Annotated in this window: 17 protein-coding genes; 6 read left to right on the top strand and 11 right to left on the bottom strand. The window is 63.2% G+C overall.

The window, feature by feature from the left end; genetic code table 11:
* Positions 1-51 precede the first annotated feature (51 nt).
* From ACJH6I_RS27170 to ACJH6I_RS27130, 9 genes are all read right to left on the bottom strand, one after another.
* Positions 52-282, bottom strand: a complete 231-nt coding sequence (locus ACJH6I_RS27170; RefSeq protein WP_082982075.1) for an AbrB/MazE/SpoVT family DNA-binding domain-containing protein — start codon at positions 280-282, stop codon at positions 52-54.
* Positions 283-577: 295 nt separating this feature from the next.
* The gene (locus tag ACJH6I_RS27165; protein WP_082982074.1) at positions 578-886 is read right to left on the bottom strand and encodes a helix-turn-helix domain-containing protein; all 309 of its coding nucleotides are present in this window, start codon (positions 884-886) and stop codon (positions 578-580) included.
* Positions 887-1543: 657 nt separating this feature from the next.
* A complete protein-coding gene (locus ACJH6I_RS27160; RefSeq protein ID WP_064986742.1) occupies positions 1544-2149 on the bottom strand; it encodes a phosphoribosyltransferase in 606 nt (201 codons plus the stop codon).
* Between the two features lie 176 nt (positions 2150-2325).
* Entirely contained in the window at positions 2326-3204 is an 879-nt protein-coding gene (locus ACJH6I_RS27155; RefSeq protein WP_406784830.1) for a DNA-processing protein DprA, read from the bottom strand.
* Positions 3205-3254: 50 nt separating this feature from the next.
* The gene (locus tag ACJH6I_RS27150) at positions 3255-4685 is read right to left on the bottom strand and encodes an SIR2 family protein (protein WP_406784829.1); all 1431 of its coding nucleotides are present in this window, start codon (positions 4683-4685) and stop codon (positions 3255-3257) included.
* A gap of 368 nt (positions 4686-5053) precedes the next feature.
* Positions 5054-5266 carry a hypothetical protein gene (locus ACJH6I_RS27145; protein ID WP_064986740.1) on the bottom strand — a complete coding sequence of 71 codons (213 nt, stop codon included), beginning with the start codon at positions 5264-5266 and terminating at the stop codon, positions 5054-5056.
* 274 nt (positions 5267-5540) lie between these two features.
* Positions 5541-6497 (bottom strand): GntR family transcriptional regulator, encoded by a 957-nt coding sequence (locus ACJH6I_RS27140; protein WP_064986739.1) that lies wholly within the window; start codon positions 6495-6497, stop codon positions 5541-5543.
* A gap of 561 nt (positions 6498-7058) precedes the next feature.
* Complete coding sequence (locus tag ACJH6I_RS27135; protein WP_064986738.1) at positions 7059-8000, bottom strand: M56 family metallopeptidase; 942 nt, start codon at positions 7998-8000, stop codon at positions 7059-7061.
* Positions 7997-8395 carry a BlaI/MecI/CopY family transcriptional regulator gene (locus ACJH6I_RS27130; protein ID WP_064986737.1) on the bottom strand — a complete coding sequence of 133 codons (399 nt, stop codon included), beginning with the start codon at positions 8393-8395 and terminating at the stop codon, positions 7997-7999. The genes ACJH6I_RS27135 and ACJH6I_RS27130 overlap by 4 nt, the downstream gene beginning before the upstream one ends.
* Before the next feature lie 1119 nt (positions 8396-9514).
* On the opposite strand from ACJH6I_RS27130, the gene ctaD reads away from it, so the two are divergent.
* From ctaD to ACJH6I_RS27100, 6 genes are all read left to right on the top strand, one after another.
* Positions 9515-11173: a cytochrome c oxidase subunit I gene (gene ctaD / locus ACJH6I_RS27125; protein WP_406784849.1), complete on the top strand. Its 1659-nt coding sequence runs from the start codon at positions 9515-9517 to the stop codon at positions 11171-11173.
* Positions 11174-11226: 53 nt separating this feature from the next.
* The gene (locus ACJH6I_RS27120; RefSeq protein ID WP_064986736.1) at positions 11227-11916 is read left to right on the top strand and encodes an MspA family porin; all 690 of its coding nucleotides are present in this window, start codon (positions 11227-11229) and stop codon (positions 11914-11916) included.
* Positions 11917-12002: 86 nt separating this feature from the next.
* Positions 12003-12707: an MspA family porin gene (locus tag ACJH6I_RS27115; protein WP_064986735.1), complete on the top strand. Its 705-nt coding sequence runs from the start codon at positions 12003-12005 to the stop codon at positions 12705-12707.
* Positions 12708-12717: 10 nt separating this feature from the next.
* The gene (locus tag ACJH6I_RS27110) at positions 12718-13422 is read left to right on the top strand and encodes a hypothetical protein (protein ID WP_406784828.1); all 705 of its coding nucleotides are present in this window, start codon (positions 12718-12720) and stop codon (positions 13420-13422) included.
* A gap of 312 nt (positions 13423-13734) precedes the next feature.
* A complete protein-coding gene (locus ACJH6I_RS27105) occupies positions 13735-14019 on the top strand; it encodes a zf-TFIIB domain-containing protein (RefSeq protein WP_268793892.1) in 285 nt (94 codons plus the stop codon).
* A 39-nt stretch (positions 14020-14058) separates the two neighbouring features.
* Entirely contained in the window at positions 14059-14352 is a 294-nt protein-coding gene (locus ACJH6I_RS27100) for a hypothetical protein (RefSeq protein WP_064985904.1), read from the top strand.
* A gap of 71 nt (positions 14353-14423) precedes the next feature.
* Here the strand turns inward: ACJH6I_RS27100 and ACJH6I_RS27095 are convergent, their stop codons facing one another.
* Positions 14424-16544, bottom strand: a complete 2121-nt coding sequence (locus ACJH6I_RS27095; RefSeq protein ID WP_064985930.1) for a cation-translocating P-type ATPase — start codon at positions 16542-16544, stop codon at positions 14424-14426.
* Positions 16537-16914: a metalloregulator ArsR/SmtB family transcription factor gene (locus tag ACJH6I_RS27090; protein WP_064985900.1), complete on the bottom strand. Its 378-nt coding sequence runs from the start codon at positions 16912-16914 to the stop codon at positions 16537-16539. The genes ACJH6I_RS27095 and ACJH6I_RS27090 overlap by 8 nt, the downstream gene beginning before the upstream one ends.
* Positions 16915-16916: the final 2 nt, after the last annotated feature.

Genomic DNA, 16916 nt, shown 5'->3' with positions numbered 1-16916 from the left:
GGGCTGTTGCCCAAATTCATGGCGCACGCTATCGGAATCCCTCGCATGTGTTCATCTCTCATGGTCGACGCTTTCGCTGTCGGCGGATTCGTGTTCTCGGCCTCGACGTATCCACTCTGAAATCCGCTCCACCGGCACCACAAGCAGCGCCCCCTGCACCCTCTCATCAGCGAGGAAATAGACCGAATCCTCCGGTCGCAGGTTCAACCGATCCATCAGCGCTTTCGGCAACGCAACCTGGCGGTTACCGCTGATTTTGGTCGGGCCGTAAGGTTCAGACACCAAATGCTCCCAGTACAAGTATTTGTATTAATTGTACTCACAAGCCACAACGTCACCAATGGCCTCTGGCCACTTTGGTCATACATGAGGCGGTGTGGGCCGTTCGGCCCGTGGCCAGCGTGGTCGCCATCGTGCGATTCCCGCCAAAGCTCGACGGGCCGGATTTTTGTGCACTGTTCGACGGCGCGCAACGACTACGGCGCGGCCGCGCCGGGAAGCGTCGTGCCCTCGAACATAGAGATTGCCGAGCTGGCTGTCGGCATAGTCGCATGTCAATCGCTATCACTGCGTCGAGTTAGTCTCTTGGCTGCGGGTCCAATTCTGCGACTGCGCCGACCTTCAGGAATTCGTGGGGCGAGACGTCCAGGGCCCCTGCCAGGTCGAACAGGCGCTCGTAAAGCAAACCGCTTTTGCCGAGTTCGACGTCGATCAGCAGGTTCCGCGAAAATCCGGCGCGAAGTGCAAGAGCTTCCTGGGTGAGGCCGCGACTAGTGCGTATCCGTCGGATCTGTTGTCCTACCAGGGTGCGGGCCCGCTCCCAGGTCGCTAGGCGTTCAGGGTCAGATTGGTCTCGGGGTTTTGGCACCTCACCAAGTAGTGGCATCGGACCGCCAAAGGTCTGCCAAGCTAGCTTGGCATGAGGCCTATACTTTGCCGGGCCGCATATGAGAGGGAGGTAACGCATGCCGGAGACTGCGAGCGCGAAGAAGGGGCGCCGCGGATCGGAAACCCGACAGCGCACCGACCAGGTGACCCTTCGATTACTGCCCGATGAAGGCGCCGCGCTGAGCAGCTTGGCGAAACAGCACGGGCACGCGAGTCGCCAATCGTTTATCCGCGCTGCGCTGCAACCGCTCATCGCCACGTCTAGGCAGACATCGTCATTACCGGCGGGGTCGAAACTCGATGGAACCGATCACGCACGCAGTTCGTCCAAGTAGAGGTGGAAGAGTTCGCCGAGGACCTGGATGTACCCGCACTCCCTGATTGGGTGGAGGATTTCTTCGCCCGGGAAAGGGTCTGGCACCGAATGCTGCGAGGGACGGGGCTCGTGGCTGCGCAGGGGCCCGCTAACGGGCTGCGCCGGTATCGAACCCTAGCCCGGGTCTTCCCGCGGCCTCGCAGGATTGCGCCGTAGCAGTCATCGCAGGGCACCGTCGCGAGCAGTGAGGGACACCGTTCATCGACCTGGAGAATGCGGCGGACGCGGGTGCGGTGCTGTGATCGTCGCTGGTGGCTCTGGCGGCCGAAGCTGTATCGCCTACGGGCGGTGTTGTCTGTTGACGAGTGGGCCGTGCTCCCAGGTGAACGGCAGAGCTTTTTGCTCGACCCAGAACTGGGGTGTGTTCCCATATCCGACATTGAATCGGCGAGCGATGACGAATGCTCCAGCCACGTGATGGCCCGCTGAGGCCAGGGCTACGGCGGCGCTATTGATGCGAGAACCTGTCGTACAGACGTCATCGACGAGTAGCACCCGTCGTGCCGTGGCAGCTACCGGCACGAAGCCGTCGACAGATGGCTTGTTATGGTCCAGCTCACCCGGGCCTCGTTGAAGCAGCGTCTCGACCGGGATCGTCAGCGGCAGGTCGGCCAATACGTTTTCCAGCGGGTGCGCGCCCGGTCTGGTCGAGGACGGCACGACTGCGATGGCATCGACCGGGCCACGACTGGTGATCCTGTCGCCGTGCTCGTAGAGGAAGCGGGCCACCAGCGCCTTGACCACGGTGACGTACTCGGGGACGAACGGTTCGCTGTCATCGATCCGTCCCTTGTAGCAGGTTAACCACTGACGCAGTGGGGAATGCGTGGTGTAGCCGGACGCGAGGTCCATTTTGGTGTATAGCGACACCAGATCCAACGGCACCGCTGGGACTCCCAGCTTCTGCTGAATCTGGTCACAGTTCCAGCATTCACCGCTGGCCCACTCGGTCCAGGTTCGGCATCGCCAGCACGTCTCGGGCTGCCCATCGACTGGAACAGGCACCAGCTCGTTGATTGCGTTGTCCGACAGCTCTCGCAGGTGCCGGTCAAGGTGATCGATCAGAGTTGGTTCTCCTGCAGGACATCCCGTACATCGTCTGCGCGGGAGATGAACGCCGCTCGGCCCGTCTCGGCGAGTCGGCAGGCCCACAGATGGCGTTCGAGCTCTGGCGCCCACATCAGCACGGTGCGTCCATAGGCCATGGCCTGCTCGATCTCGTGGCGGCTGCCGCTGCGCGACTCGCCGGCCATGATGATGCTGACCTCACTGAGTCCTGCGATCACGTGGTTGCGGCGCAGGAATGAGGTGCGTGTTCGGGGCGCATGCGGTGCGAACTGGGAGACCAAGACGCCGGCGTGGCGGATCCGCTGTGCGAGATCGACGTTTTGCGCGGGGTAGATGCGGGTGATCCCGGTCCCGAGGACGGCGATGGTGTGACCGCCTACAGCCAGTGCACCTTCGTGCGCGGCGGCGTCGACCCCCATCGCCAGGCCCGACACAATGGTGGCGCCGTCGGCGGCCAATTGCGCTGCTAACTCCCGGGTTTGCGTCAGCACCTCAGTGGTGGCCTCGCGGCTCCCGATGATCGCCACCGTGTCGCGCGGATCGCTGAGGTCGGCGGTGGCGAACAGTATCGGAGGCGCATCCCAGCACTGCGCTAGCCGAGCCGGGTAGGCCGGCCCGCCCGACAGGTCCGTGGCGAGCACCGGGTGGGCCACCTCGCTGATCATCAGTCGATCAATCCGCTTGTGCCAGTATTCAATCCGCGAATGATCCATGCTGTTGCGCAGGTATTCGACAAGCTCAGATTCGTAGGATTGTGCGTCGTGATCGATGAGCGCATGGAACTGATCGGGGTCGCGAAGGATGCCGGTCAGATCGCTGGGCTGGGCAGGCAGCAGTTCCAGCGACGCCATGACGATGGCGGCCTGCCGCACGTAATCCTGCTCCATGGCTGTCACTGTACGAGCTGGGTGTGACACGCGGGTCACGACGAGCCGGTTGTCTTATACATGGCCTGGTCAAGCAGTGCTTTGGCTGCGCGGGCAGCCACGTGGGGGTCGCTGTCATTGAGCCGTCCCCAGGTGCCCAGATCGACGGGGCGGCTGCCGATATTCGGTGGCGTCCTCTCGTGGTCAAGCCAGTACTGATGAGCGGCTCCTCCCGACGCTGCGATCGGTATCACTGCCACACGTTGCTCGTTTGCCCAGGCGATTTCGTCCGCGGTGCGCTCGCCGCCGCAGATCGCAATCAACGCCCGACACTGATCGAGCACGCTGGGAACGAGCTCCTCCCGGGACAAGTCGGTGTAGATCGATGTCCCCACGCGTTCGTCGGGCACTACCGGGCGAGCGCTTTTTCCGCGGAAGTGAATGACCAGACGGGCCGGGTCGTAGGTGCCTTCTTTGCGTCGTGTGCGGGCAACATCGCGGCTGGTGCACCAACCGGCCCGGCCGCCGAGGCTGGCGATTGTCCAATGCGTTTCATCAACGAGCAGGCGCGCGATCGCAGCACACCACGGGCCTACGACTTCTTCCTCTTCTTCGGCGGTCGCGTCCTCATTGAGACCCGCACTGCCGGAGACGAACAGGTGAGCAGGTCTGGTGCGGAGCACGAGTTCGGCCAGAAGGTCAGGAATTTCGGCGTGGTCGTCGATTTCGCATACGGTGATGCCGCTGTTCTCCAGATCCCCGATCTGCAGGTGGTAACGCCGGATGTCGTCGGCAGTGACCTCCGCGCCGGTCGGTGGTTTCATCACCGCGATGTGCCGGTCACTCGAAGCCGTGCCCAGGGTACGGGCCAGCCTGAGCAGAATCTCGACGTTGGGATCGCTGAAGCTGAAACCGAGAAACAGCATGGTGCGGCTCATGTAGGACGATCGGAGCACCGTCCAGGTGCGGGGGTGTTCAGTCTCATAGCGTTCGTAATCAGAACGGGTGATGATCGGAGGTTGCTCCCAATCGCCGCAAGGGCTGATGCTTCCGTGCATCTTGATGATGGCCCGGCGCTGCGATGCGATGTGGTGAATGGCGTCGTCGCCGGCCACGACGACAGCCTCGGGGATCGCGGTTTCGATGAGCCGATCGTAGTTGGTGGTCCAAATTTCCTTGATGGCAAGCCTTTTCAGATCGAAATGACTTGAAGTTGGCTTAGGGTCGACGGTCGCCATCGCTGCGATAATGTGCGATTCAAGTGCTTGGCGGCCACCATTTGCTGCATCCAGGGTTATGTACTCGGCGACCAACGGCAGATCTGCGTGATACGGGATCGAACACCGCGTCTGCATCGGGGCAAGTAGTCCTCCCCAATCTGGATAGCCGGCAGCCCGCGACAGACCCGCTCCGATAAACACCGCGGCGTTGCCCGACAGGATGGCTTGTCCATACGTTTCGATCAGTTCAGCGCGGCGAATAGGCACACGCCGTAGTGTGCCAAGTCAATCCCCACTGTCAACAGTCCAAACGTCGCCGCGCCCATACTGTCGGCTGCTAAGAAACGACGGGCGTGTGGTTCATCTCACCGGTGCATGGGCGCCACACACTCGCGACGCCCCTGTGTTACCGGGGTTCCCCTGCCGCATGCGGTGATCAGCTCGTACCGGCATTCCCGCGGGTATGCGGTCGCACGTTCCGTACATGCCCTGATTCGGGTCGTTGGATGGGAGACACATCGCGGCGGAACGCCGGGCCTGAGCACCCGAGCGAACGGCTCGATCCGGCACCGACGTCCACACCGTCCGCTCCCAGGGCGAAACGCCGCCGTTGAGCGTGACCGGCGAACACACCGCTAGGGCATCAGTTTGCGCGCCTGGCGCTGCGCCAGGAGGGTTTTGACGCCGATGGAGCGAACGTGGCCGGCTGGTACGGCCCGGTCCTCCAGCTTCGTCGAGGCTGCGGTCGCGCGCGCGGCTGCCTTTTTGATGGCGGCCGATTTCACTGTCGTCTTGGTGGTGGAGACGGCCTCCGGCATGCCTGACCGCTGCTGATCGGGCTTGCTCATATCTCCCCCCACCCGCAGTGACGACGTCGATGTTTGCGAACAAAGGATACCGACTGAGGCCCGCGCGGCGGTTGCATTGCGGTGTTGGATAGCTGGTGTGGGTTGATGCCGGACAACGCGAAAAACACGGAGTCCGGGGCGGACATTCTGGCTTCGCCCGGGTTGGCGCTGAACTGGATTGCCTCGAGCAGGCGATGGTTTGCCGCTGCGGTCTGGCCAGGCTGTTCTCGCGAATTCCTTTGCCTTGCCTGAATACTCGAGGCAGGCCGCAGCGCTATTGGAAGAAGCCTTCGGTCCACTGCTCGGGGCCGTAGTGCTCGAAGCTGCCGGTGGCGTTGTGTTGCTCGCCGGTCGAGCTGTAGGCGATACCGGGCAACGACGTGGTTGCGGCGGCCTGGCCAGTCTGTTCGGGGCGTCGGCTGTTGGACGTGATGGTGGGCCAACGCTCTTCGCTGGACCAGTCAGGGATGTAGCTGAGGCGGCGCAGTGGCTGGAAAGAGTTCAGAGGTTTTCTGACCCAGGTATTGCTGATCATCGCCAGCCACTGCAGATCTCCGGATTCGTCGTCGCGAATGCACACCGCCTCCGAGGTGTAGACCGGGTCGGCGCCTTTGGCAAGCGAACGCACCTGCCACCACTGACCGCACTGCGGTGTTTGAACGCCGGCGAGGTCGCCGCGCAGTCGGCGCAGCGCTACCAAGGCCTCGTTGACGGACGCTTCGAGCGCGTCGAGCCGGTCGACAGCGGCCTCGATGGTCTGCACGGGTGGGGGTGTCATTGCAGCGACCGTGTAGTTGCCGTCACCGTGAACCGTCACTAGGCCTTCGGTTACGAGCTGGACGTACGCTTGGCGGCTGTCATTGGACGACGTCGTCCCGAAGTGCCAGGCGAGTTGGTCTGGGTCAGGTAGCTGGGCGCCCACCGTGTAGATACCGGCTTCGATCTGGCCGCGCAGGTATCGGTACATCTGCTGGTACAGCAGACCTTCCCACTCGTTGGACCGCTCCACGTGTGGTCGGGTGAGTTGTGGTGGCGGCTGCATGGGCGGGACGGAGCCGGAGAGGCGGGTCAGCGTCACCGTTCCCGAGACAGTGTCGCCGCCGTCCTGGAAAAACATGACGGGATAGCGCGGGGTCACGGAGTCTTTGGCCATGTAGTCCGCCACCTCGCGGCGCAGCCATTCTTGGCGTTCGGACGAAACGTCAGGGTCGGCACTCTGCAGTGAAAGCACTACAGCATCGATGAGAATCTCCCCCGGTACAACTCCCTTCAGATTTCTTCCGTTTCGATCAACAACGAACTCGTAGATATCCATGGTGTCGATTATGTCTGCGGGGTCCGACACGACAGGTTTCGCACGCGGTACCTGTTTCTGCGCTCGACCCGAAATCGGCTGGCCCGCATGCGGAGATCGATTCGCTCAAAGGGATTCTGCTCTCGATCGACAATACGTCTACCAACATGGCCGTTCGAGGGGCCGGAACCACCACCTGCATCAAGGAGGAGCCGTGGTCGACCCGGGGCTTCCGAGAGGCGTCAACAGCCTGATCTGGACTTCGAATGCCGATAGTGTCGTCGGCACCGGACCGAAGAGGAACGAACTCAAGCAAGCCCTGCCTGCAGCCCGTGGCCGAAACCGTGGCTTACGCGGGATAATTTCACGAACTACGAATCGGGATCATGACATCGCATATGCACGACGCAGTAGCGATCGAAGGCTTCTACGAACGCGCCGACACCATGACCGTCGTATCGCTGCCCAGTCAAACCGCAACATCTCAAGGCAAATGGGCTAGGCAGCGCAGGGAAGCATGCCAACGCACGCTAATACTCCGACGCTCAGTGGTGCAGCTGCCAGCGCCCAAGCCGTGGTGAGCAACGCCAGGTAGGTGCGCAAATGTCTCAGTGCGCCCCGGTGGTCTGTGAGGCGTCGCGCACGTGTGAGGACGGCGATGCTCGCCGCTCCCAGCGCGTGGGAGGGACTCGCCCGCGTGAGGACCAGCAGACCACTCAGAAGAGTCCGGCGTCCGTGCCGGCGCGCGGCAACGTCATCAGCGCACATCTCCAGCAATGTGGTGATGCGTGTGGCACCCTCAGTGAACAGAGCGAAGAAGGGCAGAATCGCGGCTAGGCTTCGCATCGACGCAACGATGTGTGCGTGGCGACCGTCCAGGTGTGCGCGTTCGTGCGCCAGTACTGCCGCCAGTTGCCTGGTGTCGAGGGCAGCCAGTACTGCGGTGGTGATGACGATCGCAGGCGGGCGTCCGGCGACGCAATAGGCGGCAGCTTGCTTGGTGTCGACGACGACGACGTTGTCTGTGGTGGATCTGCCCACCAGCCGGACCGCCTCAGCGTGGGCGAACGTGCGATCGCGCGTTCGGCGTAAAGATCGCGCGATCTGCCCGCCCGTCCACACCAGGGCTCCCAGCACAGTAGTGATTGCGACGGCGCTTGCCGCTTGGGGGATCTGGCCGCCGTGGCCCAGAAGAATGGCGGTTAGGCGCTGCAGGCACGACGTGAGCAGTTCGTCCGGCCTGCCCCAGTGGCCGGCCGCTTCGACAATCATCAGACAAATCGCGGCGGTGAAAGACCCTATGACGCCGACAATCGCGGTGAGCCAAGTGACGATGGCAAGACGGGGTGCGGCACCATTGGCGGTGAGCTCGAGGAGCAGCGAAGGCCCCGCGACCAGAACGACCACAGCATAGAGCAGCAGTTCTGCCGCAGCATTCATCGCGGACCCGATTTGCGGGCAGTGCGGCGTGCCAGCCGGCGCAGCGCGGCCCGTAGATCGGCCGACTCGTCCGAATCGATCTGCTCCACGAAGTGACTCAAAATCATGTCGGACCGCCCACCGCCGCTCAGCGCTTCCCGCATCAGATGAGCGCTGTGCTCTTCTCTGGTAAGGGTGGGGCGGTACAGGTAGGCCTTTCCGTTACGAGAGCGCGTCAACCAGCCTTTTCCGTGCAAATTATCCATCGTCGACATGACGGTGGTGTACGCGATAGTGCGCTCTGTGGAGAGTTCTTCAAAAATCTCGCGGACGGACGTGTCTGCCGTGGACTCTCGATTCCACAGGCGATCCATCACTGCAGCTTCCAGTTCACCGAAGCCCCGCACGCGCGCCATGCCTGCCCTCCCGGCTCTCTCCGCCAATAGCCTAGTCGGTGCTAGACCAGCCACGATATCGGCGTTGTGACCACTGCCAGCGACTCGACGAAGCGGCCAGCCGGGGGCCGTTGATCCGATTGGTGCTCGCCGGATGAGGCCTACCTTCTCTGCAACTTGGGTGGTGTCGGAACCTCACAGATTCAAATACTTTGGTGTTGAGGTGGATTCGCGGCTTCGTGGTCTGCGTAGCCACGCTTACGGTTCGAATGTCTGATTCCGAAGAGGTTCCATGAGGCTGCACAACACAAAGAGAGAGTCGTCGCCGACTCTTGGTGAGATCCCACGCCTTGCATGCCACCGCCTTTCGACGTTGACGCAGTGGCGAGGGGGTCTCGCGTGGCGGCACACCGGCCGTACGGGATATATCGAGGCGTTGGAGCCTCGATCCGCGCTACAGGATCAGGCCAACGGGACACGACTGCCGGAGGTCGGTGCGGTGCAGTTCGATTTACCGGACTATTTCACGTAGGGGGTTGGTGCATGGGGTGGGTTTGACACTGCTCGGGTTGCCTGCGCTTCCAGCCTGCTGCAATACGCAGTTTCACGTGCCGCGCACCCCGTGGCGGTTCGCTGCCGAGTCGGTGTCTTCTGGAGGATCGGCGGTTGGCAGCGCGTCGCATGCATCGGGCGAGAGCCCCGACCCTTGATTGATCTGAATCAGTTCTTGCCGAGGCTGACCATCCGTTTGGAGTCTGCTTGCATTCGGTTTGGAGTCTGAGGAGGGCCTGCTGCGCCTGCGCCGTGTCTCGTCGTTCGCGTGGCGATCAGCGCAAGAGTTGAAATGCGTTGCGACACTGTTTGTTAGAAGCGATTGCGAATCGATTCGGGCGATATCTCATGGGATACAAATGATTTGAACTGGGTATGAATTTGCCTTTGGCTGAGCTGGTGACCTGGGGCTGAGCTCCGGACCATGAAATCGGCGCTTGGTCGGATCTACTATGTTTCTACGTAGGTTTCGGTTCCATGAACCGGCGGTTGGTACGAGGTGACAGACCGGCACTTTTGGAGGATCTGGTGGTAACCAAAGCGCTCCCAATCGGAGTACTCGAGGCTCGTCGCCCGTTCCGGGAACGTATGGGCCCCAAGGGCAGCCTCATCTACAAGCTGGTGACCACCACCGATCACAAGCTGATCGGGATGATGTATTGCGTTGCCTGCTTCGTGTTCTTCTTCATCGGTGGCTTGATGGCGCTGTTCATGCGCACCGAGCTGGCCATGCCGGGACTGCAGTTCCTGAGCAACGAGCAGTTCAACCAGCTGTTCACCATGCACGGCACGGTGATGCTGCTGTTCTACGCGACCCCGATCGTGTTCGGCTTTGCCAACCTGGTGCTGCCGCTGCAGATCGGCGCCCCGGACGTGGCGTTCCCGCGTCTGAACGCGTTCTCGTTCTGGCTGTTCCTGTTCGGCGCGATGATCGCCATCGCCGGCTTCATCACCCCCGGTGGTGCCGCTGACTTCGGCTGGACCGCCTACTCGCCGCTGACCGATGCGATCCACTCGCCCGGTGCTGGTGGCGATCTGTGGATCGTCGGCCTGGCCGTCGGTGGTCTGGGCACCATTCTCGGTGCCGTCAACATGGTCACCACTGTGGTCTGCATGCGCTGCCCGGGTATGACGATGTTCCGCATGCCGATCTTCACCTGGAATATCCTGGTGACCTCGATCCTGGTGCTGCTGGCCTTCCCGCTGCTGACCGCCGCGCTGTTCGGTCTGGCCGCTGACCGCCATCTGGGCGCGCACATCTTCGATCCCGCCAACGGCGGGGCCCTGTTGTGGCAGCACCTGTTCTGGTTCTTCGGGCACCCCGAGGTGTACATCATCGCGCTGCCGTTCTTCGGCATCGTGTCGGAGATCTTCCCGGTGTTCAGCCGCAAGCCGATCTTCGGTTACACCACCCTGATCTACGCGACGCTCGGTATCGCCGCCCTGTCGGTCGCCGTGTGGGCGCACCACATGTACGCCACCGGCGCCGTCCTGCTGCCGTTCTTCTCCTTCATGACGTTCCTGATCGCGGTCCCGACCGGTATCAAGTTCTTCAACTGGATCGGCACCATGTGGAAGGGGCAGTTGACCTTCGAGACGCCGATGCTGTTCTCGGTCGGCTTCCTGATCACCTTCCTGCTCGGTGGTCTGTCGGGCGTGCTGCTGGCCAGCCCGCCGCTGGACTTTCAGGTGACGGACTCGTATTTCGTTGTCGCACATTTCCACTACGTGCTCTTCGGCACCATCGTGTTCGCCACTTACGCGGGCATCTACTTCTGGTTCCCGAAGATGACGGGCCGTCTGCTCGACGAGCGTCTGGGCAAGCTGCACTTCTGGCTGACGTTCATCGGTTTCCACACCACCTTCCTGGTCCAGCATTGGCTGGGTGATTCGGGTATGCCGCGTCGTTACGCCGACTACCTGCCGACCGACGGCTTCACCACGCTGAACGTGATCTCGACCATCGGTGCCTTCATCCTCGGTGTGTCGACGCTGCCCTTCGTGTGGAACGTGTTCAAGAGCTGGCGTTACGGCGAGCCTGTCGTGGTCGACGACCCGTGGGGCTACGGCAACTCCCTGGAGTGGGCCACCAGTTGCCCGCCGCCGCGGCACAACTTCACCGAGCTGCCCCGGATCCGTTCGGAGCGTCCGGCGTTCGAGCTGCACTACCCGCACATGGTCGAGCGGATACGGGCCGAAGCGCACATCGGTCGATCGCACGAACGCCACGACGGCGACTCTGCGTAGCTGGGTGTCCGCGTCAAACCTGATGATTGACCACGAGAGGCACGTTCAGATTCATGTTGAACCGCTATGCCGTATTGGCGCTCGCTGTTTGTGTTCTGCTCGCTTCGGGGATCGGGCCTTGCGCGGCCGCAGACCCGAACGAACCAGTGCCGCCGGCGGTCAGTCCGGCTCCTCCGCAACTGGTGGACGGTGCCGTCCCATCCGCGCCGCCGGGCCGGCTCGAGACCGTCGACGGGTGGCACCTGTCGGTGGCTGGCAGCAACGAATTTCAGCTTCCCGTCGCTCCCTTGACTACAGCGATCACTTCCCGCGAGTACCTCGTCGCGGGAACCTTCACCGGCAGTGTGACCGGCAACGGCACAACCGAGCTCAGTGGTGGAACCTTGGAGGTCGGTGAGCAGATTGGCTGTGGCATCGTAGCGGACGAGGGTGAGATAAACCCGGGCGCGAGCTTCACGCCGTCAATCAGAATTCCGTTCACCCCGGCGTTGAGCGGTATCGGCGATGGCACCGGTGTGAGCCTGCAGGGCAAGGTCTACCTCAAGCCGGGGACGGTGACCTCCGTAGCGATCGACAAGAAAACGTTCAAAGGCACCTCAACCCGCATCAGCGTGACCGGCGTGCGGATCAAGACCGACTATTGCGCGGGACCGTCGTTCATCCGGTCCTACGCCACCTTGACCAGCTCGACCGATAACACCGATGACGTGATCACCTACTTGGGTGTCACAAAGGCCGTATGACTAGAGCGCCCTCGAATTCGACTACCCGACAACGGTTTCCTCGTTTCACTGCCGTAATGATTGGCCACGAGAGTCCTATCAACCCCATGTTGAATCGCTTCGTCGCATTAGCAGCAGCCTGCGCGGTACTTGCCATATCGACTGCGCCACCTGCCCTGGCCGATCCGCCAGCACCCGACCCGGGCCCATCGCCTGTAGCGCCGCCGCCGGACACTTCCGCCGACGGCGGCCCGCCGCTGGACAATGGCGTAGCGGCCTCAGCTGACCCGGTCGCCGTCACCACCCCCGACGGCTGGGTCCTGACAGTGAAAGCGCAGAACGAGAGTGAACTGCCGGTAGCACCGCTGACTACGGCGGTCTCCTCTCGTGAATACCTGGTGGGCGGCACCTTTACCGGCACCGTCACCGGCGGAGGTAAAACCAAACTCAACGGCGGCATTCTGGAAGTCGGTTACGAGATCGGCTGCGGGATCGAGCTTGGTCAGGTTCGCCTGATCGGCCAGGTCGGCGCCTCAACCAACGGATCACTGGCGAACCTCATCCCCACCGGGGTGAGCTTCCCAATGTCGGGAACTATCGAAATTCACCCCAAGCCCGGTCAGGTGATCCGTGTCCCGGTGGACAAGAAATCGTTCAAGGCCGCCCCGGCGCGTGTGACCCTCAAAGACATCCATATCAAGGTCGATGGTTGCGTAGGTCAGTCTTTCCTACGGTCCTACGCCACACTCACCAGCACGACAACGGACACCGATGACATCGTGGCGTATTACGGCGTCACCAAGAGCGTCTGAAGGCGGCTCCATGTCCAACATTGTCGCTACTGGAATCTTTACTGCGGCAACGGTGATCGCTCTATCGCCGGTCGCGGCGGCCGACCCTGACGCCCCGCCCGCGGCACCCTCTACAGCGGCATCGCCCGCGCCGCCCACAGACCCCGGCGCACCACCATCAACGCTCGAGGCAGCACCCGGACCGTTGGCCGGCGAGCCGAAGTCGAGCTTTGGTGTCCCGTTAGGGCCGGCCGGGCTGAACATCTTCGGGCAGAGCACCGCCTCGACCCCGGTGGCCGGGGCACTTGGCCTACCGCAGGGGACGAGTGGGCTCAGCCGTTCGGACGTCCTGGGCCAGAACGTGGCGCCGTCGGCACCCAGTGTGGGACCAGGAACTCCACCGAACCTGAACGTGTTCAACAACGCCTACGGTCAGCAGGAGTGCCTCACGCCGTCGGCGCCCGGACAATGCCAGCAGTTCGGGGTCGAGCCCGGTCAGGAGAACGCCGATGTCACTGCCCGCCAGTGGCTGGGCCGCTACATCGACATGTACCGCGATGGCCGGCTCAAAGGCGGACTGCTCGCACAGCTGCCTCAGCAGCAACTCGGCGAACCGATGCCGGGTACCGCACCGCCGCCAGGAACCAACATCCCGCAGGGCCTGAGCCAGTACCTGCCTGATCCCGCCGACGCATTGTCAGAGCCGGGGGCTGCGCCCACTCTTCCGAGTCCCTGATGTACGCATCGCACCGATCGCGGCCCCATTGCTACCGGTTTGTATCCAACAGTCGCAAATGCTCATCGGGCAAACCTCACGAGGATCGAATTCATACGGCGTATCGGTGGGTTCGCCAACACCACCCCGCGAGGCCTGCCGCGACCACTCCAGGGGCATGTCATTTCAACGCGCCAAAGAGCGGCTGTGGACCACAAGCATCCATCCATGCTTATATGCGCATGTTACAATTTATTGAAGTTGTTCGCATCACTTGTGGAGAGGAAATCCAACGTGTCGCAACCACCGAATAGTCCGAGCGCCAAGCCTGTTGTGCTCTGTCCCAAATGCGGGTCGCAGATGCTGCCCATTCCGCGTTTCGGCGTTGAAATCGACCAGTGCACCGGATGTGGAGGCATCTTTCTGGACCACGGCGAACTTGAACAGCTCGCTCAGGCTGAGGCGAAGTTTTATGCCGCGTCGCAACCGCCTCCAGCGCAGCAATACTCCCAGCCCGGCTATCCACAATCCCCGTATCCTGCACACCAGGGCGGGTTCCTCGGTGGACTGTTCGGTGGTGAGAGCCACGGATACGGCCACCGGCGAGGTCACCATTAGGTTGCGGACCGAAAGGGCATCCGGCGCTTTGCCAACACGGTGAGCTCGGACGCCGCCAAAACCGGCGAGCTCATGCAAGAGACTTCGTACCGCTGCATGCATTCTTTCGAGATGCGCAACAGCGTGTTGATGCAGCGATTTTCAAGTCCGATCGAGCCGTCGAACGGCCTACCGATATTCAAGTTCGTCACGCAGCGCGGCGGGGAGTGCTCGGCGTCGCACACCAACGCGAGCCGTGGCGTGACCAGCCGTGGCTCGCGTGATGCGTCCAACGATGACATCCATAAAGGGCGCTTTGTACATACGCCGGTGTCCCTGGCGCGGCAGAGCTGATCAAGCGACTCTGCTCGAATTGGCTTGCCGTCGCCGCGACGGGGCCGTTTTGCGTCGCCCGGTGGAGGCGTTCACTGACCCCTTCGATACGCCGTGTGGTCGTCGGTGCTGGTCTGCGCGCTGGACCCGCAGCACCCGTTGGCGCATGCTTCCTCCGGCGGCGGCGCCAGCAGATTACGGCGCGCCCGGGGTGCCGGCTGATGCGGTTCATCGCCGCAACAGCTATCCAAAGATGGCTGTTCCGGAGCAGCTGGTTGGACAGACTGACGAACACGCGTCGGGCTCGCCTGCTCGGTGATCCCGGGAAGTGACTGGGTGCGTGCGGCGCGGATGGCATTGAGGATCACCAGAACTTCGGCGAACTCGTGGATGAACACCACCGTGGCCAGACCCAGAACCCCAAACGCGGCGAGCGGAATGAGCGAGCCGATGATGGCCAGTGACAACCCGATGTTCTGCACCATGATGCGCCGGGCCCGTCGTGCGTGTGCCAGAACCTGCGGCAGGTGACGGAGGTCTTCGCCCATCAGCGCGACGTCCGCGGTTTCGATTGCGACGTCGGTTCCCATGGCGCCCATGGCAATTCCGATGTCGGCGGTGGCCAGGGCGGGTGCGTCGTTGACGCCGTCGCCGACCATGGCGATGGCCCGTCCGCGCGCCAATTCCGGCAGCAGGCCGGCTTTGTCTTCGGGCAACAGTTCAGCGTGTACGGTCGCGATGCCGGCTTGGGTGGCCAGTGCGGTGGCGGTGAGTTGGTTGTCGCCGGTGAGCATGGCCACCTCGATGCCGAGCTGGTCTAGAAGTCGTACCGCTTCCGTGGCCTCCGGTCGCAGTTCATCGCGAACGGCGATGGCTGCCATGACCTGGCCATCGCGTTCGAGCACGACGACGGTGGCTCCGGCGGCCTGTAGACGTGTGACGTCATTCGCCAGAGGGCCCGGTGAAATCCAGTTCGGCTTGCCCAGACGGATGGCGGCGCCGTCGATCTGGCCGTGGATGCCGTGGCCGGCGATCGCAGTGACCTCGCTGGCCGGTACCGGCTCATTTCCGGCTGCATCCAGAATTGCCTGGGCGAGTGGATGTTCGCTCCTGACTTCCAGCGCCGCCGCGGTGCGCAGCGCCTGCGCCTCGGTGACGCCGTCGACAGCGACGGTCGCGACGACTTGTGGCTTGTTTCGGGTGAGGGTGCCGGTCTTGTCCAGCGCGATGACCTTGATGCGGCCGAGTTCTTCGACCGCGGCCCCGCCTTTGACCAGAGCGCCCTGACGGCTGGCGGCACCGATGGCGGCGACCACCGTCAGCGGCACCGCGATGGCCAGTGCGCACGGCGAGGCCGCCACCAACACCACCAGCGCGCGTTCGATCCAGAGCATCGGATCGCCCAGCAGCGCACCAATGGCGGCGATCGACACGGCGAGGATCAGGATGGCCGGCACCAACGGTTTGGCGATCCGATCGGCCAGTCTCTGGCCGGCGCCTTTGTGCTCCTGGGCTTGCTCGACGATGTGCACGATGCGGGCCAACGAGCTGTCGGACGCCAGCGCGCCTACCGTGACTTCAATGGCACCGCCGCCGTTGATCGCCCCGGCGTGCACCTGGCTGCCGGGGCCCGCCTCCACCGGAACGGACTCGCCGGTGATCGCCGACAGATCCAGACTGGTTCGGCCGGCGGCAATGGTTCCGTCGGTGGCGGCACGCTCACCGGGCCGCAACACCATCACGTCGCCGAGTACCAGATCGTCGGGAGCTACGGTGATTTCGCGACCGTCACGGACCACCGTGGCCGTCGGTGGCACGAGCGACAGGAGCGCCCGCAAGCCGCGGCGCGTGCGGGTGACCGCATAGTGTTCGAGCCCCTCGGCGATCGAAAACAAGATTCCCAGGAGTGCCGATTCGGCGATCTGCCCGAGCGCGACCGCGCCGACCGCGGCGATCGTCATCAGCGTGCCGACGCCGATACGGCCGCGCCGCAGGTTGCGGACCGCGTCGGGGACGAACGTCGAGGCCGCAACCGACGCGGCGACCAGTTCGATTGTCAGCGACCAGGATTCGTGCCCGGCCCGTGACACCAGCCAGCCAACGACCAGCAGCGCCGCGGCGAGAACCGCCAGTTGCAGTTCGCGCACCTGCCAGAGTTGGTCGGGTCCCGCTTCCGGTTCGGCGTCCTGTGGACCGCAGCATGCATCAGACACGATCTGCCTCCAGTCGCGCGGATGCACCCAGCACCGCTTCGGTCAGAGCGCGCCCGCGTGCGGTGAGGCGATACATCACCAGTCGTCCGTTACGGCGCGAGGTGGCCATGTCGGCGACCTTGAGCTGACGCAGATGATGCGACACCAGATTCTGCGGGGCCCCGACCACCCACGCCAGGTCACACACGCACATCTCTTCCCCGTCGAACAAGGCTGCGGCGATCGTCAGGCGCGTGGGGTCCCCCAATGCTCGGGCCGCGGCCGCCGTCGGCTCGATCCGCGCCAGATCCGGAAGTCCGGTGCGGATCGCCTCGGCGTGCGGCAGATCGAGGCACAACAAGTCGCAGGTGTCCATTGATCGCTCGTCCATAT

The sequence above is a fragment of the Mycobacterium sp. SMC-13 genome (genome assembly GCF_045311035.1).
Taxonomy (GTDB): Bacteria; Actinomycetota; Actinomycetes; order Mycobacteriales; family Mycobacteriaceae; genus Mycobacterium.
The sequence above is the reverse complement of the archived record's forward strand: the minus strand, read 5'-3'. Positions and strand labels throughout refer to the sequence as shown.